The following is a 22151-nucleotide window of genomic DNA, read 5'->3' as shown; positions in this document are numbered from 1 at the left end:
GGAAAGAATGGAGCTTACGGTAGAAATAAAAGGGAATTCGCGGGTCGTCCATCTGATCGGGAATATGGATGTCCATAACACCCATAAGATCGAACAAGCGTTTATGGAGCATATTAATAAAGCCAAAGAATCGAATATCGTTCTCGATATGTCGAATGTTGAATTCGTTTCTTCCGCAGGGTTAAGAGTCATTGTCGCTTCTCTTCGCGTTTGCAAAGAAAGGGAAATTCAGCTTAAATTGGCCGCCTTGAGACCCGCAGTTCGCAAAGTTTTCGAAATTATCGATATGGATTCCCTTTTCAAAATCTACGATACGGTGGATTCATCCTTACAATAACCCGATACTTAGCTCGTCTCACTTCAAAATTAAAGGATCTAAAAGGAACAACGCAGTGCTTACCGAGCACGTAGGAGTTCTTTCCTTTATTTTCCGCTTTCCTCTCAGGCCTTTCTAGAAAAACTGTGTACCGGCACTCTCAAAGCCTCATAACCGACCTTCTTTAATAAGCGGCAGGAATGTTTTAGTCGGTTTTGGGATCGCCTTTTTATTTCCTAACGGACAGGACCAAGTATGTCGGAACCAACCTACTCCATGGAAAATCCCTTCCAGAACAAATCAGGAACGGATGTCGAATCATCTCCTAAGGGCATTTACGAAGATGCCAATGCCATGGGCAGGGAGTTGCTAGAAAAACCTCTTCAGGGAGGCGGCACTGATCGAATTCTAGTACAACACTCTAAATCGAGAATGACCGTTTGGGAAAGGATCAAGGTCCTAACCGAATCGGAGCCTAATATACTTTACCAAAACTGGGGAAAGAATTTAGACGGAGCTTCTCTCGTTACAGGGATTCTTAATATTAACGGAAGAGACGTGGCGGTTTACGGTCATGATTTTACTCTTCGCGCCGGTTCAATGGATGCTACTAACGGTAGCAAATTAGCGAGATTAATCTATACGGCAGGCGAACACGGCATTCCTTTAATCGGAATGAACGATTCTGCAGGTGCTTACGTTCCGGCGGGAGTCGGAGGACTAGACGGATACTCCGAAGCATTTACTGCGCTGCGGAAAATTAGCGGCGTAGTTCCGAGTATCATGCTCATGTTCGGATTTAATGCCGGGGGAGGATCTTATCTCCCTCGCCAAGGGTCATTTATGATTCAATCCGAGAATACATTCTTTGGCCTTACCGGTCCCGGAGTGGTAAAATCGGTGTTGGGAGAAGATATTTCCGCGGATGATCTGGGCGGACCGAAAGTGCATGGTCAGAGCGGGGTTGTCGATCTGGTGACTAGTGACGAACTCGGTTCTTTACGTACTTCCCTTCGCCTTTTATCTTATCTGCCGGACAATAACCATAGCTTTGCGCCATTTCATCCCACCTCGGATCCGACGGACCGTTTTATTTACGAAGAAGAAATCCTATTTCGAAAAACGTTCAATTCTCCGACAGGAATGAACACCCCTTTCGATATCACCCTTTATATTCAAAATATCTGCGATCATGGACAATACTTCGAAATTCAACCGCAACGTTCCAGAAACCTGATCACCGCGTTCGGAAGAATCGGAGGTCACGTCGTCGGCTTCGTCGCGAATAATTCGGCAGTATCATCCGGTCAAATCGACATCGGCGCCGCCAGAAAAGGAACTCGATTTATACGCTTTTGTAATGTATATAATATTCCCGTAATATTCTTAGAGGATACGACCGGTTTCTTACCGGGAAAAGAACAGGAGCATCACGGAATCGTTTTAGAAGGACGGAAGCTTCTGGATTCCATTATCGATCTGCGCACACCTCGATTGACATTGATTATCCGAAATGCCTTCGGGGGCGCGTATGCTTCCTTCAATTCATACCATACCGGAGCAAGTATGGTTTTTGCGTTACCTACCGCCAGAATTGCTGTCATGGGTCCCGCAGGGAAGGATTACGTTTATAAAGACGAGATGGCCGCCATTCACAAGGAATTCCAAGAGAATATAAAAAAAGGCACCCCCGAAAAAGAAGCATCGGCCATCCGCGATAAAAAATTCCAAGTTTTATCACAGCAGTATGAGAAGGAACTCATGAATCCTAAAGAAGCATTGTCTCTAGGTTCCGTCTCCCGTATCGTTTTACCCGGAACCACGAGAAGCATTTTATTTCAAAATCTAGACTATCTAGTTCGCCACTATAAACCAGCCCCGATGTCCGGGCCACAAAGGGAGTTCGAATAGGAACCGATGATCGACTATCAAAATAGACGTATTAAATTTCACGAATCATCTTCCCCTTGGATCCGCTCATTCACACTCGAGTCGATCAAATGTTTGATCGTATGCCGAGGTCCTGTGCGGAAGGAAGCAATGGAGATTTTCGATCTGATTGGAATCCGCGAATATGGGATTCTTTTATCCGAAAAAGACTCGGTCGTTTATCCGATGTCTTTGGCTCCGGAATTAAGAGGGTTCCGATTCCCTTCCAATATCCATCGGGTCCCTGACTATATGGGAAGCGGGGCTGAGGAGAAAGCGGCACGCATAAAACAAATTATTTCGATCGCGAAAGATAACCAATACACTCATATATTCGCCGGATACGGCTTTATGGCGGAAGACGCCGAATTCATAGAAGCAATCGAAACGAACGGTATTATTTTCATGGGACCTTCCGCTCACGTAGCGCATCAAGCGGGTTCTAAAGACGAGGCTAAGAAGCTCGCTAGAAAATTAAACGTATCAGTAACTCCTGGAGTCGATACGATTTCAGCGACCTGCCTTCTAAAAAAAGCAAAAGATGCAAGCGCCTTGGAAGCGTTGGCAAAACAAAAGGGAATTTCTTTTTCGTTCGATTCGTCCAAATCTCCCGAAGAAAATGCGGAAGCTTTATTATATCTAGGTTATGATAAAATCGTAGAATTAGTAACCATTGCGGAATTGCAAGCACAGGCCGAAATCGAATGTTCTAAGATATGGGAAAAATACCCTTCTAATCGAATCCGTTTTAAATACGTAGGCGGTGGCGGGGGTAAGGGGCAGCGAGTCGTTGCTAAACCTGACGAAGTCAAATCTGCAGTTCAAGAAATTTTATCCGAATCGAAAGTAACTGCGCCAGGATCGAATCGGAACTTTTTGATCGAATTAAATATCGAGAAAACCCGTCATAATGAAATCCAATTGATCGGGAACGGTCATTGGTGTGTGGCGTTAGGCGGAAGAGATTGCTCGGTTCAAATGCACGAACAGAAGCTGCTCGAAATCTCTCTCACTCAGGAGCTATTGCAGAAAGAGATCGCAGCCGCCGAAAAAAAATCTCCGAAAAAAGCGGAGATTCTCAAGGCGGATTTGAAAGTTCTGAAAGAGATGGAAGAACAGTCGGAACGTTTTGGTGAAGCTGTCAAACTCAATAGCGTTTCCACGTTCGAGCTGATCGTAGAGGGCACAAATCACTTTTTCATGGAAATGAATACTAGAATTCAAGTGGAACATAGAGTCACCGAGATGGCTTACACCTTGAAGTTCTTCAATCCTGAAAATAATGCCGAATTCTTCGTAGTAGATAGTTTGATCGAAGCTATGGCATTAATCTCCTTGCATGGAAAGAGATTGCCTAAGCCGGAACGCACCGTCAGAAATATTTCCGGAGCGGAAGTACGTATCAATGCCACGAATAAAGCGATTCAACCTCACGCAGGCGGAATTATCCTTAATTGGTCCAAACCATTGCCTGAGGAAATTCGAGACGATCAGGGAATTTCGGTACGCAATCCCGACACCGGCTTATTCGTTCATTACCGTGTAGCCGGTGCCTATGATTCGAATATCGCCTTGTTGATAACGTACGGGACGGATCGTGAAGATAACTTACGCAGATTAGCAAATATTCTTCGCAGGACGGAACTTAGAGGGCAGGATTTACAGACAAATCTGATCGTTCATTACGGTTTGATCAATTGGATTCTAGGTAAGGACGCAATGTTCAAACCTTCCACAGCTTTTATGATTTCCTATCTAGCGGCGGTAGGTGCGCTGGAAGAACTATCAAAGGACGTTGACTTGGAAGTCGCTTGGAAAAAATTGCTGGCTTCCGTTCCCGCTGACGGCAAGAAAACCCTCTCTAGAAAACTAACCCTTCTCACTCGTCCGGTTGGCGATTTACTCTCGGATGCTCATCTATTGGCGGGATTTTTAGGATACCATTTGGATTTTTCCTGGAAACTCGAAAAAGGAAACGTGATCTGGTTGCGAAACCCGCTATACGTTCTTTCCGACCTTTATACTTATTTGAATATGGAAGGTGAACCTCATCAGTCGCCGTCCGAAAAGATCTGGGATCACGACGATGAGATTTTGAAAGCAGGTCTGGCATTCTATTCGGAACTTGAAAAAAGGACGGGAACAAAGGCGGACTCCAATCGCTGGGAAGAATTCTTCGTGTCATCTAAGCCCCAAGCGGGATTCGATGAAACGCTATGGGCCAAGTCGGTCGCCGCGCATAAAGGATTTCAAATCGGTTTAGAACTTCTGAAACTCATTCCGAATATCGGGAATCAATCCCGTTTCTATACTCTGACGATGGACGAAAATATGGAACCGGTCATCCCGGATGAATTTAAAAAGGCGGAAACTAGAGACGCGCTTATCAAAGTTCTTGCCCCTCCGCCAAAAGCAAGTTCGGATGAAATCGTGTCTCCTATGGGCGGAATGTTTTATTCGAAAGAATCTCCGGATCTTCCTCCGATGATCAAGGAGGGAGATCACTTTAAAGTAGGGCAATCTCTCTTTATCGTAGAAGTTATGAAGATGTTCAATAAGATCACTGCTCCGTTCTCCGGCACGATTAAGGAAATAATTCTTCAAGATAGCGACGGGAAAATCATCCAAAAAGGTCAAACGATCTTCAAGATCGTTCCGGATGAAGTCTTAAAAGTCGAAACCCCTCAAGAAATACAAGAAAGAAAGAATAAAGTGACTCTCTCTTTGCTCTGATCTTACTTTAGAATCACTTAAAAAAGGGGTTCCTTTGCTCGTTGCCCACGGAAGCAAAGGAGCCCCTTTTGATTTATTTATAACACACTAAATCTATTATCCAGATCGACGTTCACTCAAGGCTAAAAGTGCCATAATGGCAATAATTTTTAGACAAAACTCTTCCAAAGGGTATAGAGTTTGAGAATAAATAATTAGAAAAGATTAATTGATCCCTGCCGTCCTAGAAAATTCAGCCGAATATGTCCCATCGGAGCCACTGATAAAAATATAATCAGATTTATTAGCCTAACTGTTGACAATATTTCATTAAATATGTTAAATTTTCGTAAATGATAATATACTGCTATATAATTTCAATATTCTCCATATTGCGTAATGGAATTTAAAATATTGTGATTATATCAAATGAGTCATAAGGGGGACTACGTGGAAGTTGATTTAAAAGCGTTATTGCATGATTTCCTCGCCGAATCGGCGGATTTACTCGATTCGGCGGAAGAAACCGCCCTTTCTTTGAAAATGGAATTTAATCCAGAGTATGTCAATACGCTATTTCGAGCGATACATACGATCAAAGGCAATTCCGGAATATTTGAGTTCCCCGCTATTTCCTCACTTTCGCACTCGTTAGAAAATTTATTGAATCAATGGAGAAAATCCAATGCCCCTCCCGGGGAATATGAAGTTTCGCTCATATTAGAATGTCTGGATGAACTTAGGCTGCTACTGAGCAATGTTGACCTGTATAAAAATAGAAACGAAGAGCAAATAATTTCCCGAATAGATTCCGAATTATCCGATTCGAATTCGGCGCAGAAAGAGGTTTGGGGATTTTTCCCGAAGAATTCAGCTATCGGCGATTCCAATATTTCCCCTCGTGTAAACCAAAGAGCTAAAGTAATAATTCCCAAGAAATATTTAGAGCGGGCAAAACTAGAAAATTTATCACTCTATGTAGTTCGATTCAATACGTTTAATGATCAAACGTTAGCTTTGCGCGATGAAGGTAGATCGTTTCAATCTTTGGAAGGTAAAGCCCTAGTGTTGCAATCGAATCTGCTCGAACAATCCCGAACAGAGCAAAACGGTAACGGAATTCAAGAAATAGATTATCTTGTTCTTTTGAGTCGATCGACGCAAACCGAAATCAGCGAAGAATGTTCTCATTTAGGTTTCGTACAATCCGTCCAAATTATTTTTCAGAGGTCGGAAGAAGGCAAGCGCGCTGTGATTAAGGAAGCGTATTCAAAATCGGTCGGGTCCGGAGATATCGAGGCAAATGGAGTAAAACCGCAGACGGAACTCTCTGATAACTATTTAAGAATTCCTTTAAATCTTTTAGATCATCTGATTAATTTAGCCGGAGAGACCATTATAGTCCGAAACCAATTATTACAAAAAATGGAAGCGATCCAGGAGCATTCTCTGCTCTCTACGGTAAGGAATCTAAGTCAATTGATCACGCTTTCGCAAGAAAGTATCATGAGAACTCGGCTACAAAGGCTCGAGACGTTCTTTAAAAAAATTCCCAGGCTTATTCACGATCTGGAAAGGACGACCAATAAGGAGATCGAACTGCATCTGGACGGCGGCGACGTCGAATTGGATAAAACGATTATAGATACGATCTCGGATCCGATTACCCATATGATTCGTAATTCGGCGGATCATGGCTTGGAATCTCAGGAGGAAAGGAGTAAGGCAGGCAAGCCTAGAAAAGGACGGATCTATATTTCGGCAGCTTTAAGAGGCGGTAACGTTATTCTACAAGTCCGAGACGATGGAAGAGGATTTAACTATGATCGCATTCGCGAAAAGGCGATCGAGAAAGGTTTATTAACGATCGATGAAATACATCGTAAAACGGAAGTCGAACTCGCCGAATTAGTCTTTGTTCCCGGTTTCAGCACCTCGGAAACGGTTTCCTCCACTTCCGGTCGAGGGGTCGGAATGGACGTCGTTAAGATGAACTTTCAGAAGGCGGGTGGATCTGTCGCAATTTCATCCGTGACCGGCTCCGGAACTACAATCACGGCGACAATACCGCAAACTCTTTCCATTCTCAATTGCCAGATGGTTAGGGCGGGCAATATGCTCTTTGCGATTCCTCAGCAAAATATCACCGAACTATTGCTTCTAGATCCTAAGGCAGTCTCTAACGTCGAGAATAAACAGGTCTATCTCCTGCGCGGTCATTTATTACCGATTATCAATCTAGACGAGATGTTAGACATTTCGAAAGACGATACATTAAAAAACAAATATATAGTAGCTGTCCATACCGAAAGGCACTCTTTCGGATTACTTATTACGGAGATAGAAAACCCCGAAGAAATAGTAGTAAAGCCGTTATCTAGAGCCTTGTCCGTACTGAACTTATATACCGGGGCGGCGATCCTAGGTGACGGAAACCTAGCACTGATTCTGGATATTTCGGGTATCGCAAAATTCCTTAAGTTACAAAGCTCCTTGATTGAGGATCGAACATCCGATTCTATCGGCAATATAAATTTACAAAAACATTATTTATTGTTCACCGTACAAAAACAACTTTTCGGAATCGATAGCAAGGATGTGCAAAGGCTAGAAATATTCGATCCGAAAAAGACCGAACGAATCCTAGATAGGGAAATCATTCAGTACCGCGAAGAAGTCGTGGAACTATGCCGATTGGAAAATTACTTCAATCTATCAAAGGCCGAATCACAGACAGGAAACGTCATGATTCTCTTTCGAATCAACGGAATAAAAAAAGGCCTTGTCGTTAATGAAATTCATAACGTCATCGACGAAATTCCTTCGTTCACAAAAAGCGAAGACAGTGAAAAAGGAATAATCGGAAGCGGAATTCTTTCCGGCGAAACCATCATAATAATAGATCCGACAGTACTCTTATCCGAACTATCCACTTCTCTTTTGTCCGTTGAAAAAGAAGTTGAAGTGGAGTCGAAATGAAGGAGGGCGGTTCTATCAAACAACTGTTGTCCTTTACCTTAGCGGGGGAACTTTATGGAATTGCGTTAGAGGGCTGCAAAGAAGTAGACCACAATAAAACCATATTAAAAGTCCCGCATTCCCCCGAACATGTACTCGGAATCGTAAATTTAAGAGGGGATGTCGTTACCATACTAAACCTAATGGCTTTGTTCGGAAGAGATTGGAAATTTAGCGAGAATAAAAGTTCTCTAATTCGATTAAAAGGAAAAAAGGAATCATTCGCCATTCTCGCTGATAGCATTTCGGACATAGTAGAGATTCCTGAAGAGAATCTTGAACCTTGTCCTTCTCACTTGAATGAGAAAGAAAGCAAGTTCATCGATCATATTTCGATCATTAAGAATGAAACAATCATAATTGTAAATCAACAAGAACTATTACGAATAGCAGACGAATAAGGATTAGAAAATGTTGGGACTAACTTCACAGAAAAAGAACATTGAATCCGAAAGAAAACAACTTTCGGTAACCGTAACTGACAAAGAAGTCATGATGATCGACGGCACTACTTTGGTGTCGATGACGGATTTAAAAGGGAAAGTCACTTACGCCAACAAGGAATTCTTAGAGATAGCCGGATTAACGGAATCGGAACTTATCGATAAACCCCATAATGTCGTTCGACATCCGGATATCCCTCGTAGTGTTTTTCAGGATTTTTGGTCCACAATACAAAGTGGAAAACCGTGGCGAGGAATCGTAAAGAATAGAAGTAAGAATGGGGACCATTATTGGGTGGATGCGAACGTCGCACCTAAATTTGAAAACGGTAGCATCGTCGGATATATGTCCGTAAGGAGAAAGCCGAACCGTAAACAAATTGATGAAGCCTCAAAACTTTACAAAGACATCTTGGCCGGTATAAAGCGATTTCCGGCGACGAACTCCAAAAAACTATCAATTAAGCTCAAACTATTATCTTCGGCATTCTTAAGTTCGCTCGTTGTTGCTGCATTGGTAGTCTTTCCTCATTTTGGAATCCTTCCAATTTATTCCTACATTTTAGCTTCCGTAACGATCCTATTTCAATGCACGGTAGCTCCGTATTTTCTCAGCTACAGTATTTTAAAACCGATTCAGAACGCTAGCAATATCGCCAACCGAATCGCAAGCGGAGACCTTTCAGTTAACATTGCGCATAATCGAAATGATGAAATCGGTGAGTTGGAAAAATCGATACTCAATATGTTGATCAATACGGCTGCCCTGATCTCTCGATTGAAAGAAAACGGAAACATACTCTTTCAGTCTTCCAGCGATCTTTCCGGCGCAAGCTTGAATTTGTCTTCAGGCATCGAACAGATGTCGCAGCAGTCCCAAACGATCGCGGCTGCCGCTACTCAGATGAATCAAAACCTGAATATGATCACAAGCTCGATCGAAGAAATGTCCGTTTCGGTGGGCGAAGTCGCCAAGAAAGCGGCGGATTCGGCAAAGATCGCTCGAGAAGCAAACAGTACTGCTCTTGAGACAGGCGGAGTCGTTAAAGAACTAGGCGATAATGCACGCGAGATCGGTAATGTAATAGAGAGCATTTCAAACATAGCCGCACAAACCAAACTTTTAGCGCTAAATGCTGCAATCGAAGCTGCTGGAGCCGGGGAGGCAGGAAGAGGATTTGCCGTAGTGGCATCGGAAGTCAAAGAATTAGCCAGACAATCGGCGGAATCGTCGGAAGAAATTAAAAATAAAATCTCAGCCATTCAAAAAAGCACGGAAAAAGTTACGGAATCGATTGGAAAGATCACATCCGTCATCGCCGAGGTGAACCAAATCAGCGGTAGCATTGCCTCCGCCGTGGAAGAACAATCCATTACGACTAAGGAAATAGCGGCCAACGTTAGTCAAACATCCATGACCTCCAACGAGGTAACGAAGAACATAAACGGTATTTCTACGGCTTCCTTAGACGGTGCGAAAGAATCTAACAACGTATCGAACCTCGCAAAATCGCTTCAATCCTTGGCGGAAGTTTTAACCACATTAGTTGCACAGTTTAAAATTTCGAACACGGCGAATTGAAAATGGTCGCTGCAAATATGGCGGAATCGATGAATCAGAAAAAAAGAATAACTGTATTTGCCGTTGATGATTCATTAATTTATCGTAATTTACTTCGATCCGCAATCACGAGCGAACCAGAATTCGAATTCTTGGGGGCGGCAATCGACGGTAAATTCGCTTTACCAAAGATAAGTTACTTAAAGCCCGACTTCGTAGTAATGGACGTCGAAATGCCTCAAATGAACGGGTTGGACGCTTTAGCGGAAATCAAAAAGAGCAATCCGGAAACTCGCGTAATTATGTTCAGTTCTTTAACTTCAGAAGGAGCAAAAACGACATTACAAGCATTAGATATGGGGGCATTGGATTTCGTCGCTAAACCGTCACACATGACCGAAGGTAGCGTCGATATAACCGAAACGCTGGGGTTATTATCGGATAAGATCAAAGCTATTTACGCGCAAGAGTTGCTGCGATTTCAGGATCGTAAGATCGGAAAGCATCAAGGCGAATCGAAATTAAAACCGAAGAGAAAATTCAATATCTGCGGAATTGGAATATCAACCGGCGGCCCAGTTGCCTTGCGAGAGCTTGTTTCAAAGTTAAAAACAAATTTAAGAGGAATTATAGTAATAGCTCAGCATATGCCGCCTAGATTTACGAAATATTTGGCGGAGCATCTTGCTGCAAATAACGACTTCATCGTAAAAGAAGTTTCGGACGAAGAAATTTTAGAAGAAGGAGCCATTTATATCGCGCCGGGCGGTATGCAATTAGAAGTAATAAAAGATAAGCGAGGAGCGGTAGGAAAGGTTTATCAAGGACCGATAGGAGAGCTATGCAAGCCTTCGGTGAACATTCTATTCAAATCGCTCGCTGAGAATTTTTCGAACGAATCTATGGCGGTGATTATGACGGGAATGGGGGAGGATGGATATCTCGGTATGAAGGAAATGAAAGAAAAGGGAGCATACCTAATTGCGCAAAGTAAAGAAACATGCCTTGTTTTCGGTATGCCAAATAAACCAGTGAAGGAAGGCATCGTGGACGAAGTTCTAAACATCGATTCTATCGCGGAACGAATTTCAAATTTTCTATCTAAGGACTTAACCTAATGAGCGAAGAAATTTTGAAATTTATGAGCGCCTTAAAAAAGGATACCGGGCTTTCCTTAAACGAGGAGAAAATCTATCTTATCGAGAGTAGACTTTCGGGACTGATGGAAGATTATAAAATGTCATCCTACCAGGAATTAACCGATCGATTTCAAAATCATTCGGATAAGGAATTCCGCGAGAAAGTCATCGATAGAATCACGACTCACGAAACCAAATTCTTTCGCGACGATGGACTCTTCGAAGCTCTAGTATCTCGAATTATTCCGGAGCTGTTAGAACAACGTGCGCAATCCAATGCGAATTCGACAGGAAGCCACCTAAAAATATGGTGTGCCGCTTGTTCGACGGGACAGGAGCCGTATTCGATCGCAATGGAAATTAAAGAAAAGGCACCGGAAATATTTAAGAAAACCAAAATTTTCGCTACCGATATCGCGTATGATACCCTCATAAAGGCGAAAAGCGGAATATACAGCAATTTCGAAATAAGTCGCGGACTCGATACAAAATATCTTAATAAATATTTTACTAAAATATCGGATACGGAATATCAAATCAACGACGAGATCAAGTCGATAGTAGAATTTAAATACCAAAATTTAATATCTGATGATTTTCCGACCGGATTCGATCTGATTCTCTGCAGGAACGTATCGTACTATTTCGATCATGACGATCGAAGAAAATTATTTAAGAAGATCGAAAAATCGATGAATCCGGATAGCTTTCTTATCCTCGGTACAGCCGAATCCATTACGGATTACTCATCCACGTTCATAGTGCGTGAATTCGGTAAATTTCGATATTACGAACTAAATCCAACAAATGTAACATTCTTTTCGAAAGGAGCTTGAGATATGGCTACAGCAAAAATTCTAGCGGTCGACGATTCGGCTACAATGAGGAGTCTAGTACAACAAACTCTCGGGTTAGGAGGTTATGAAGTTATCCTTGCCGTTAACGGCAGGGAAGGAATGGAGAAACTCGATTTAGAACCCGTCGATCTAGTGATCACCGACATCAATATGCCGGTGATGGATGGAATTTCATTTATCAAGGAAGTCAGAAAAAGGAATCAAACAGTTCCGATTCTGACTCTGACAACGGAATCGGAAGAGGATGTTAAACGACAAGGGGCAGAAGCAGGTGCCAATGGTTGGATCATAAAGCCATTTCGTCCGGTTCAATTTTTGGATATTATCAAGCAAGTTCTTCACTAATATGAATACCGTCGAACAAAAGGATTCTGACAATATCGTTTCGTTACAAACGTTAACGACGATTATACACGCTAGCGGCTTTGCGATTTCGGATATATTATGCAGAGAGATATCGAACTTAGGTCAGATACGGTTGATTTCAACCTCGTCGATCGGAGAAGTGATAGAAAAATGCATAAATTTTCCCCCGCAAATAATTCTACTCGATTTGGATTTAATTCGCCCTGATTTGAATTCGAACTTGAAATTGCTTCGTAGATTATGTTCGGATGCACTCGTTATTCTGATAGTTTCAAACAACCAGTCGATATCGGAATTAAGTCATATCGATTGGATTTGGTCCTATATCAAGCGCGATACACTCCAAGAGAATCTAAAGGATAGAATTTTGGAGGCATTACAGTTTATAAAAGAAAACTCCGAACGTATTCAGTTAGGAAGTAGACGGAGCGAGAATCTTTCCTCCGAGCTAGAATGGTTAATTTGGAAGGAATCTCTTTCGGGTATCACGGAATTGGAACTTGGCAAAGGAATCCTTACTAGCCTGACTCGAAGCATGTTTCAGGGACTCGGGATCGGTTCATTAGTCGGCCAACTCGATTTATGCGAATTTTTTATGCGGGAAGAGGACGGCTTCATAAGAATCCCTGAAAAATTATTCTCAGTCGTTCTTAATACTAAAAATCTATTAAGGAATAGAATCGAAAAAATAGAATATTTTAAAACATATTTAGATCGTTCCATCGAAAAACAAACGATGAAATCCTCCGACCTTAAGGCTTATATAGAGGAAATAATACGAACTCTTGGCCCGCTGCTTGAAATAAAAAATCAATCAATCGTAATTATGAACGAATTCGAATCGGTCGATTTGATCTGCAATCGCGATTTCTTACATTTTTCCATAAATGAAATTCTTGTGAATGCTATGAAATTTTCGCCGGATAATTCGGAAATCGTAGTCTCCTTTGTAAGGAGCGAAGATACCTGCAGCCTTTTGTTCAAGAATGACGTTAGTTCCTTTCTCGAAGGGGGGTCGGGAATCCCGGATGAATATTATTACAAGGTATTTGAACCTTTCTTCCGACTTAATAATCTTTACGACGAACGATTCTATTCTAACGAATTAGGAATGGGAATCGGATTGAATGTTGTTAGAAATCTTGCGAAGCAAATCGACTGCAGGACTTATCTGTATGAAATTAAAAAGGCGAATACGGAAGATAAAACTAGAAGGGTTGCAATCGAATTAAAGTTCAAATTGGCTTCTTTAAAAAAGGAACAAAATTCTTTGAGGATTTACGACGATGGGAAGATCAGAAAAACGCATTCACCTTTTTAAGGACGACATCTACGTAACTAATTTTAAATCATCCGAATTCTCCGAAAATTTGGATGGGGATACCGAAAAATCCGAATATCTAAGGAGTTTATTCGAAAAATATTCAACCATGCTTCAGAAGACACCCGTCGGTACTGTTTCAATCGATGTCTTTCGGGCAAAACAAGAAGAGCGCTTTCATTCGGTTCAGGCTACCGGAAAGACTTTGTTATTATCCGATACGTCGAACAGAGATTCATACTCTATAAACGATCCTTCCATGCTCAGTTATTCATCGGCGGTAAAGGAAAGTATTTCCTCCTCGATCGATCGTTATTTTTCCGCAGGAGTTTCTTCGGAGCTGATTATTCCGATCCTGGTTCAAGACGGAGAATCGAAAAGGAAACCGCTTGCCTACATTCATGTGGTTTCCGGGGAACAACATTTCACAAAAGAAACAGCTCTAGAACTTGAATCCCTTGCAGTTGAAATTTCTCAAAATATAGAGGAATGGAGCCGGGAAAAAATATCACAAAGGTTTATCGTCAGCGATCTTTCACAAAACGGAATAGGTTTCGAGATTCCTCCCGCCGTCTCGAAAGATAATTTAAGTCGCTTTAAAAAATATGCGTTTAAACTGGCGTTGCCTAATCAGCAACCGTTTCTTCTGGAGGGGACTTTAAGATGGTGGGCAAAGTCGGAAAGTGGAAATATGAACGTCGGATTGAAACTGGAACGGAAGGACCGAGATGAAATAGAAAAACATAGATTCGAAATCGTAGTAAAACACCTGGAGAGGTCGCTGGATAAATCGGATTCCCATTCTACAGAACGTGTAGTCCAATCTCGGGTCTCCGACTATAAAATGAATTCTTCTAGCTCTCTCTTATATATTGATCCGGATCCGTATTTCACTAAGAGGGCGAATGAACTATTTAAAAACGAAGAATTAGTTCTGATCTTCGCAAGTTCTTTAACGGAAGGACTAGTACAATGTGCAAAATGGTCTCCCGCAATAGTCGTGACTGAGATCGAATCCGATAAAATTCACGTCCTAGATTATCTAAAAGCTATGCGAAAAATCACTCCTGGAAGTTTGATTATCACCTATTCCAAAATGGAACATACGACATTGAGCCTTAGCTCCTTTAATTGGATATGGGCCCAACTCTTAAAGAAGAAACAGGAAAAGCAATTATTAGAGGCTGTCAAAAATGCCCTAACCTGGTACAAGGATAAGATTCGTACTTATCAAAATATTTTTCAGGATGAAAGACATCTAGCGGGAGAAATCGATTGGTTAATCTGGAAAGACTATCAAAGAAATTCCGATCAAATGACCGTCGGAAAAAATATTCTAAACAGTATTTCTCATAGTTCTTCCCAGGGAATAGGTCTCGGCTCCTTACTTACGTATCTAGATCTGACCGAACTTTCCCTTAAACGGGAAGGAACCGACTGCCTGATTCCGAAGGATTTAATGAAATCAATCGTCGAAAACAAAAACATGATGCGGAGCTGGACGGAAAAATTGGACAAGTTAAAGAGCTTGTTTGACTTGAAAATTATTCCTGAAGCATTAGACATTTTAGAAATTCAATCTATCATCAAACGAACCGTCTCCGATTTACACAAAGCGGCGAAAATAAAGGACAATCATATTATCTTTAAGGATAAACATCTGGAATACAAAGTAAAATGTAACCGAAAATTCCTTTCCTTTTCTATCAAAGAAATTCTAGTAAACGCAATGAAATTTTCTCCCGAGCATTCAAAGATACAAATCATAATGTATCCGGAAGACTCCATGTTAAATATCGATATCATCAATGAAATCGAAGCGGGCAAAACCGGCATTCACGGAATTCCGAAAGAGTATTCTGAGAAACTATTCGAACCTTTTTTCAGAATGAATCATACGTATGACGAAAGGTTTCAGGAAGAGGATTTCGGCTTCGGAATCGGCTTAAATTTAGTTCAAAACCTGGCAAAACAAATCGATAATAATGTTCGAATATCCGAAATAAAAGATTATTCAACTGCGAAACTTGCAAACAAAATTGCGACCGAAATACAATTACCGATTCTTTCGAGGCGGGGAGAACAGAATATTCCCGAAGAAGACTCAACTCGGACTCATATTGAAAACGGCCGTTAAAGAAATTAATTTAGTAATTTCGCAGGTAGTTTAAAGCTCATCGAATCTTCCCTGGATTCGGGAAAAAGCTGAACGCTTACATCCGGATAAAAATGACATAGCTTATCGATAATTTCATCCACTAAAATCTGCGGAGTCGATGCTCCTGCGGTAATCCCAAGGGTCTTGATTCGATTGTTTATCAAATATTCCTTATTCAGATCGTCCGCCGAAGTAACTTTAAACGAAGCAGGCTTGGATTTTTGCGCCAATTGCAATAACCGTAACGAGTTGGAACTATTATCCGCACCAATGACCAGCATTGCATCGATTGAATCCATCATTTGAGCGACAGCTTCCTGACGTTCGGTCGTAGCGTAGCAAATATCGTCTTTCGCCGGATGTTCGACTGTCGGGAATAATTCGGCGATTTTCTTAACGATTAGTTGGGTATCCGCGACAGATAGGGTCGTTTGCATCAGATATGTAATCGGATTTTCCGGATTGATTTTATCTACGAGCTTTTCTACGTCTTCAGGAGATTCAACTAGAAACATCTGCGCTTCGCCCATGGTTCCGATCGCCTCGTCATGTCCCTGATGACCGATGTAAATGATCTGGTATTCTTCTTTGTATCTTCTTGCTTTACGATGAACTCTTGTCACTAAAGGACAGGTTGCGTCGCCAATCTGCATATTTCTAAGTTTAGCGTCCTCAACGACTGCCGGAGAAACTCCATGAGCGGAAAAAATCACCGTTGCTCCGTCGGGGGCTTCGTTCAATTCGCTTATGAAACGAATTCCACGTTTTTTCATATCTTCAACTACGCGCCGATTATGGACGATCTCCTTACGAACATAAATTTGTTCGGAAGATTGCGCTTGTACTTGCTCCACATACGAAATTGCGTATTTAACACCGGCACAAAAACCTCTGGGATTGGCTAAGTAAATGGTCTGAAGCATACTCCTTTCAGCTTGTACCGGATATCCACCCGGGGCAAGTACTTTCGCAGAGTGTTTTTGACTCCGAAAGGAGCTTGAATACGAAAGGGACATATCCGGAGAAACTAGGAAGGTTTCTTTTATCGAAACCGTCGGGAAAAAAGTATCTACTCGGATTTTACGAATTGGACGATCCAAATGGTGAAGAGGTCAAGGAAGACCTCTAGGAAAGTCACATTCCTCGAAAGAGGATTCGGATTCAAGGAGGAACCGAATGATTATTAACCACAATATAAGCGCCATTTTCGCTCATAGAACATTGAAGTTCAATAGCGAAAGCATGACTAAAGACATTGAAAAATTGTCTTCCGGTATGCGAATCAACCGTGCAGGTGACGACGCTTCCGGTTTGGCAGTGTCCGAGAAAATGCGGACTCAAGTCGGCGGTTTACGCAGGGCGGAACAAAATACTGAAGACGGTATGTCTCTGATTCAAACGGCGGAAGGGTATTTGCAAGAAACTCATGAAGTCGTTCAAAGGATTCGCGTTCTCGCAGTACAAGCCGCGAACGGAATCTATTCGGAAGAAGACCGCCAACAAATTCAAGTAGAAGTCTCTCAGTTGGTCGACGAGATCGACAGGATAGCTTCTCAGGCCGAATTCAACAAGATGAAGCTTCTTACCGGAGCTTTTGCTCGTTTGAATCCGACCGCAAGTATGTGGTTCCACATGGGTGCGAATATGCACCAGAGAGAAAGAATATACATCGAAACGATGAACACTGCGTCTTTGGGTCTTAGAAACCCGACCGTGTTGACCTTTATCTCTCTTTCTACGGCGGGAAAAGCCAACTCCGTGATCGGATTGGCGGACGATGCACTCAGACTGATCTCCAAGCAGAGAGCGGATCTGGGAGCTTATTACAACCGTTTGGAACATGCCGCTAAGGGGTTAATGAACGCTTACGAAAACATCCAGGCCGCAGAGTCTCGGATCCGTGACACGGATATGGCTGAACAAATGACCAGCTTTACCCGCTATCAGATCTTGACTCAAGCTGCGACTGCGATGCTCGCTCAAGCGAACATGAAGCCGCAAACCGTGCTGCAGCTATTGAAGTAATTCAATGGCTCACCGATCGGTTTCTTAGTATGAGGACCGGTCGGGCACGTCCTTAAGCGAATGCAGGTTCTTTCGACGGGACCGACGGATTTATAATTTTGTTATAAATCGCCGTACGACTCTGAAGCCTAACGTTCTTTCATAGAACCGTTGGGCTTTTTTTTGCCTAAAATTTCTTCCGTTAAAAATCTAAAAATTCCTTTCGCTCTGTCCGGCAAATGCAAGAACTTCAATTTAGGATAAAACCGGGCCCATTCGTTTCAATAGAATAGGGTAAGACTACCTGCAATCCGGAAAATTCCTAATTGGGCTCCGTCCCGGGAGAATTCTTTGAAGTTCAGATTCGACTCTGTTTTCCTTTTACTTAGTTTATATTTTCTCTTTTTGATTTTAGGCTTAGGCTCGTTTCCCTTGATTGACTGGGACGAGAATATCTACGGGGCAGCATCCAAAGGGATGTTCTTATCCGGAGATTTTTTTAGGATCACTGTAAACGAGCAATTATTTACGGAAAAGCCGCCATTGTATTTTTGGCTGGCCGCAATTTCCTATTCCGCTTTCGGGCTTAACGAATTCGGGACCCGGTTTCCCTCCGTTTTAAGCGCGGTTTTAGCCTTCGGGACGATTTATTTTTTCGGGAAGCGGCTTCGATCATCCTCCTTCGGAATTCTTTGGGCTCTCTTGTACTCGTCTTCTTTACTTCCCTTGGTTCTTGCAAGAACCGCGTATATCGATCACCTTTTTAATACCTTCATCTTCTTGGGCGCCGTCGGACTTTGTTTATATGATACTGATATAAGGAAACAAACTCCTGGAGCTTGGAAATGGCTGGTTGCCGCGTTTGCGAGCATGGCCTTAGCGGTTCTTGCAAAGGGTCCTTTAGGCCTTGGCATTCCGGTCGCATCCTTTCTTGTGATGAGAATCTTCGAGCGAAGATACAAAATCTCGATCGTCGATATGGCCATCGGCGCAACCGTTTTTTTCGGATCCGTATCGATCTACTATTTGACGGATTACCTTCTTCACGGCGATGAATTTCTACAAGGATTTCTGGAATTCCAAAGGAAGTTGTTAACTAAATCCCTGGAATCTCATACGGGTCCTTGGTTTTATCATTTCATCGTAGCCTTGATCGGTTTCTTTCCCTGGACTCCGTTTCTATTCGCATATATTTCCAAGGATAAACGAGAAATTTTGAAGGAAGAGGGGGTCCGTCAGGTTTCGCTCCTAATGATCGCTTGGACTGCAATCGTACTTATTATTTTTTCCGTCGTCCAAACTAAGCTTCCCCATTATTCTTCTTCGATTTATTTTCCTCTGTCATTTTTTACCGCCTTGGTTCTAGAGAGATTCGGTTCGGAACTCATGCTTAAAAAAGGGATTACACTTTCCTTTCTTTTATTCGGTACCCTGTTAAGCGTCTTATTTTTAGGACTTCCCGTATTGGCAAATTATCTGATAAAGTCCGGATTTTCCGATGAGAAAATATATCCACAATTCGGAATAGTCGATTCGATTCCGGGTTTAATTCTTCTAACTGGAATTTTATTCGCTTACTTTCGCGGTAGAAAGGTCGTTCAGGACGATTTACTTTTGAAATTCATCTTTCCGGTTTGGATGACCTTGCTCATGTTCCTAATTTCTCTTTCGGTTACGCTGGCCCCGAAAGTAATCGACCTTCTCCAGGGAAAAACATTACGATTATTTGATAGAGCCGTTAGAGAAGAACAAGGGGAGGTCATTTTTTACAAATATCTTTCCTTTTATCCGATGTTCTACAGGAACCAACCTATCCATATTATTGGAAGCTATAAATTTAAGGACGAAACGGATTTATTGAATCGTCCACCGGAAGGAAAGAAACTTTTCATCATCGGAAATGCGAATAGCCAAGCGGAATTGATCTTTCTTTACCCGAAGCGTAAGTTTATCACGATAGAAACGGAAGGTGGATTGGTATTATTGCAGGTATTATAGAAGCGGAAACGGACCCTATAACTCGATTACGATCTCGCCGTTACACACAAATATCGAGATCGTTAGCAGAATCTACTCTTCTTTATATTTCAATAATTGAAGTTCGAAATTGAATCGTTGAATTTTCGCGACGGTATGAAGGATTAAACCGATCGAAAAATTAAGTATGGATGCGATCATTAAACCGGTGGCTAAAATGGCGAGCGGGACATGATAGACGTATTTGTATTTCCAATAATCCCATATCGCTTGGCTTCCCGAAGCGATCGCAGCAATAAACGCAATAACCGAAAGGAAACCGAAAAAATGCATCGGTTTATAATCTTTAAAAATCCAGAGAATATTATTTACGACTCGGTAGCCGTCTCGAAAAGTATTTAATTTCGAAAAGCTTCCGGATGGTCTATCTTTGTACTGAATCGGAATCTCCCGAATCGCAAACCTCTTATCCAAGGCATGCAAGGTCATTTCAATTTCTAACTCGAAACCGGAAGCCAAAATCGGATAATTCTTAACGAACTTTCTGGAAAATACGCGGTATCCGCTCATCGCATCCCGCAATTTCACGCTAAACAGAAAATTGATCAGCCGAATGACGAGCTGATTTCCGAGAGAATGGAACATTCTCTTATTTTCCCGACTATAATCTCCTCGGCTTAATCGATCGCCGACTACCATATCTAGATCGTTCTTAACTAATTCGTCCGTCAATTTCCGGACTTCATCGGCCGGATAAGTCGTATCCGCATCGGACATTACATAAATATCGGCGTCCGCTAAGAAAAAAGCCTTTCGGATCGCGTTAGCCTTTCCCTGCCTATCTTCGAACAAAACGGAACCTTTTATTTTATGTTTCTTAAATGTCTCCATCGCGATTCGATTTGTTTTATCTTTGGAGTTATTATCCACCACCCAAAAAACGGCATTAGGTAATTCTTTGTAAAAGGAGAGAATCGTTTCGCGAATCGTGATCTCTTCGTTGTAAGCGGGAATGATCACCGCTATACGCTTGTCTTTCATAGTATTGCTAATCCGTTACCTTTAAGAACTCGAGAATCGAGGTTTCGTAGAAACCAAAAAGTGAGTTAGCGGGAATAAGCAAAGACCTTTTTAAAGCCGAAAAAAAGTTTTATTAAAAAGCCCATGGGCAGGAATTAGGTCAATACACCGCCATGATTAGCAAACCTATATTGTCCAGAATGGATCGAATTTAAATGAATTTCCGAAACTGGAAACGATCTTTACTCGGTCTTTTCGTCACAATCATCGTAACCGTCTTAAGCTTCAATGCCTGGAGTCTCTTTTTCTTACGTTCCGATATCAGACCTAAACAGGCGTCGAACAATATTCAATCCATAGGACGAGAAATCCACGATCCGTATCTCAGATCGACTAAACTGAAATGGATAAAAACCGCAATTCATTTGCATAGCAACCGTGCTTGGTTCACACCCATCCGAAACTCACCTGAAGAAATCCAAGAAGTATATTCCAAGAACGGATATCAAATTCTCGCGTTTACGGATTATGAAATCGTAACGAAGCTAGAATCAAAAAAGACAGCTCTAATACCCGGTTACGAGTGGGGCAGGAATCTCGTAAAGAGACATCTTACCGTATTGGGTATCGAAGAAGCCGATCATGATTTTTTTCCCTTATTCGCATTTCCCGAAAACATACAATGGGAGATCGATAGCCTCCAAAAAAAAGGAGCATTTGTCGCAATCAATCATCCTCTATTAAATGATAGTTTCCCACTCAGGATTCTCGAAAAATTAAGCGGGTATAATGCGATTGAAGTACTATCGCCGTTCGGGGATATACTCACGTATTGGGATCAATTGCTAAGTTTGGGTGTGTCTTCTTTTTGCATGGCCGGGGACGATTTACATTATCTTCCGAAAGAAGAATATTTGAAAGTCGCAAAAACAGGATTTCCTAGTTTAAGGCAAATCGCCACCGAATGGTACGACGAGGATGGGGAATCCCTGATGCGGTATATCCTTTTAAATGCCAACTCTACGGACAAGGAGGATATCCTCGCGGCCCTCAAGGAGGGTAATTATGCCTGCGTTAGAAAAATGTCCCGAGTTCTCAGTGATCCGAAGGTGAAAGCCTTCGGAATCCGAAATGGGGCAGAGGTCTTTTACGAATTTGACGAAACTCCTTTGACGGTGGATTTTATAGGTAGGAATGGAGAAACACTTTCTAGATCGTACGGCCAAAAAAAAGGGACTTACCGATTTCGTCCAGACGACTTGTACGTTCGAATCCAAGCCTTTTTACCGACAGGCTTAATCTTAAGTAATCCTTTCTATAGAAAGTAAAT

The 22151-nt window shown here is 42.0% G+C and carries 16 protein-coding genes; 14 read left to right on the top strand and 2 right to left on the bottom strand.

Annotated elements, in window-relative coordinates:
- Positions 1-7: 7 nt before the first annotated feature.
- The 11 genes from LEP1GSC050_RS17980 to LEP1GSC050_RS17930 all read left to right on the top strand — a co-directional run bounded on the left by LEP1GSC050_RS17980 (position 8) and on the right by LEP1GSC050_RS17930 (position 15799).
- Positions 8-337, top strand: a complete 330-nt coding sequence (locus tag LEP1GSC050_RS17980) for an STAS domain-containing protein (protein WP_016547953.1) — start codon at positions 8-10, stop codon at positions 335-337.
- 234 nt (positions 338-571) lie between these two features.
- On the top strand, positions 572-2227 hold the full coding sequence (locus LEP1GSC050_RS17975; RefSeq protein ID WP_010569740.1) for an acyl-CoA carboxylase subunit beta: 1656 nt from the start codon (positions 572-574) through the stop codon (positions 2225-2227).
- A gap of 6 nt (positions 2228-2233) precedes the next feature.
- On the top strand, positions 2234-4978 hold the full coding sequence (locus tag LEP1GSC050_RS17970; protein WP_010569739.1) for an ATP-binding protein: 2745 nt from the start codon (positions 2234-2236) through the stop codon (positions 4976-4978).
- A 429-nt stretch (positions 4979-5407) separates the two neighbouring features.
- Positions 5408-7936 (top strand): chemotaxis protein CheW, encoded by a 2529-nt coding sequence (locus LEP1GSC050_RS17965; RefSeq protein WP_010569738.1) that lies wholly within the window; start codon positions 5408-5410, stop codon positions 7934-7936.
- Positions 7933-8376: a chemotaxis protein CheW gene (locus tag LEP1GSC050_RS17960; RefSeq protein WP_010569737.1), complete on the top strand. Its 444-nt coding sequence runs from the start codon at positions 7933-7935 to the stop codon at positions 8374-8376. The genes LEP1GSC050_RS17965 and LEP1GSC050_RS17960 overlap by 4 nt, the downstream gene beginning before the upstream one ends.
- A 10-nt stretch (positions 8377-8386) precedes the next feature.
- Positions 8387-10000, top strand: coding sequence for a methyl-accepting chemotaxis protein (locus LEP1GSC050_RS17955; RefSeq protein ID WP_010569736.1), 1614 nt, complete (start codon positions 8387-8389; stop codon positions 9998-10000).
- A 2-nt stretch (positions 10001-10002) separates the two neighbouring features.
- Positions 10003-11097, top strand: coding sequence for a chemotaxis-specific protein-glutamate methyltransferase CheB (cheB, locus tag LEP1GSC050_RS17950; RefSeq protein WP_010569735.1), 1095 nt, complete (start codon positions 10003-10005; stop codon positions 11095-11097).
- Positions 11097-11954 (top strand): CheR family methyltransferase, encoded by an 858-nt coding sequence (locus LEP1GSC050_RS17945; protein WP_010569734.1) that lies wholly within the window; start codon positions 11097-11099, stop codon positions 11952-11954. The genes cheB and LEP1GSC050_RS17945 overlap by 1 nt, the downstream gene beginning before the upstream one ends.
- A gap of 3 nt (positions 11955-11957) precedes the next feature.
- The gene (locus LEP1GSC050_RS17940; RefSeq protein WP_010569733.1) at positions 11958-12320 is read left to right on the top strand and encodes a response regulator; all 363 of its coding nucleotides are present in this window, start codon (positions 11958-11960) and stop codon (positions 12318-12320) included.
- A 1-nt stretch (position 12321) separates the two neighbouring features.
- Complete coding sequence (locus LEP1GSC050_RS17935) at positions 12322-13662, top strand: sensor histidine kinase (protein WP_010569732.1); 1341 nt, start codon at positions 12322-12324, stop codon at positions 13660-13662.
- Positions 13628-15799 (top strand): DUF1577 domain-containing protein, encoded by a 2172-nt coding sequence (locus LEP1GSC050_RS17930; RefSeq protein WP_010569731.1) that lies wholly within the window; start codon positions 13628-13630, stop codon positions 15797-15799. Before LEP1GSC050_RS17935 ends, LEP1GSC050_RS17930 begins: the two co-directional genes overlap by 35 nt.
- A 5-nt stretch (positions 15800-15804) precedes the next feature.
- Here the strand turns inward: LEP1GSC050_RS17930 and ispH are convergent, their stop codons facing one another.
- On the bottom strand, positions 15805-16743 hold the full coding sequence (gene ispH / locus LEP1GSC050_RS17925) for a 4-hydroxy-3-methylbut-2-enyl diphosphate reductase (protein ID WP_010569730.1): 939 nt from the start codon (positions 16741-16743) through the stop codon (positions 15805-15807).
- A 253-nt stretch (positions 16744-16996) separates the two neighbouring features.
- On the opposite strand from ispH, the gene LEP1GSC050_RS17920 reads away from it, so the two are divergent.
- Both LEP1GSC050_RS17920 and LEP1GSC050_RS17915 read left to right on the top strand, forming a co-directional pair.
- Positions 16997-17845, top strand: coding sequence for a flagellin N-terminal helical domain-containing protein (locus tag LEP1GSC050_RS17920; RefSeq protein WP_010569729.1), 849 nt, complete (start codon positions 16997-16999; stop codon positions 17843-17845).
- A gap of 330 nt (positions 17846-18175) precedes the next feature.
- Entirely contained in the window at positions 18176-19822 is a 1647-nt protein-coding gene (locus tag LEP1GSC050_RS17915) for an ArnT family glycosyltransferase (RefSeq protein ID WP_010569728.1), read from the top strand.
- 72 nt (positions 19823-19894) lie between these two features.
- Here the strand turns inward: LEP1GSC050_RS17915 and LEP1GSC050_RS17910 are convergent, their stop codons facing one another.
- Positions 19895-20842: a glycosyltransferase family 2 protein gene (locus LEP1GSC050_RS17910; protein ID WP_010569727.1), complete on the bottom strand. Its 948-nt coding sequence runs from the start codon at positions 20840-20842 to the stop codon at positions 19895-19897.
- A 194-nt stretch (positions 20843-21036) separates the two neighbouring features.
- Between LEP1GSC050_RS17910 and LEP1GSC050_RS17905 the strand changes: the two genes are divergently transcribed.
- Positions 21037-22149: a CehA/McbA family metallohydrolase domain-containing protein gene (locus tag LEP1GSC050_RS17905; RefSeq protein WP_010569726.1), complete on the top strand. Its 1113-nt coding sequence runs from the start codon at positions 21037-21039 to the stop codon at positions 22147-22149.
- The last annotated feature ends 2 nt before the right edge of the window (positions 22150-22151 follow it).

The organism is Leptospira broomii serovar Hurstbridge str. 5399 (assembly GCF_000243715.2).
GTDB classification, from domain to species: Bacteria; Spirochaetota; Leptospiria; order Leptospirales; family Leptospiraceae; genus Leptospira_B; species Leptospira_B broomii.
Note: the sequence above shows the minus strand (reverse complement) of the source record. Positions and strands in the feature narration are given on the sequence as shown.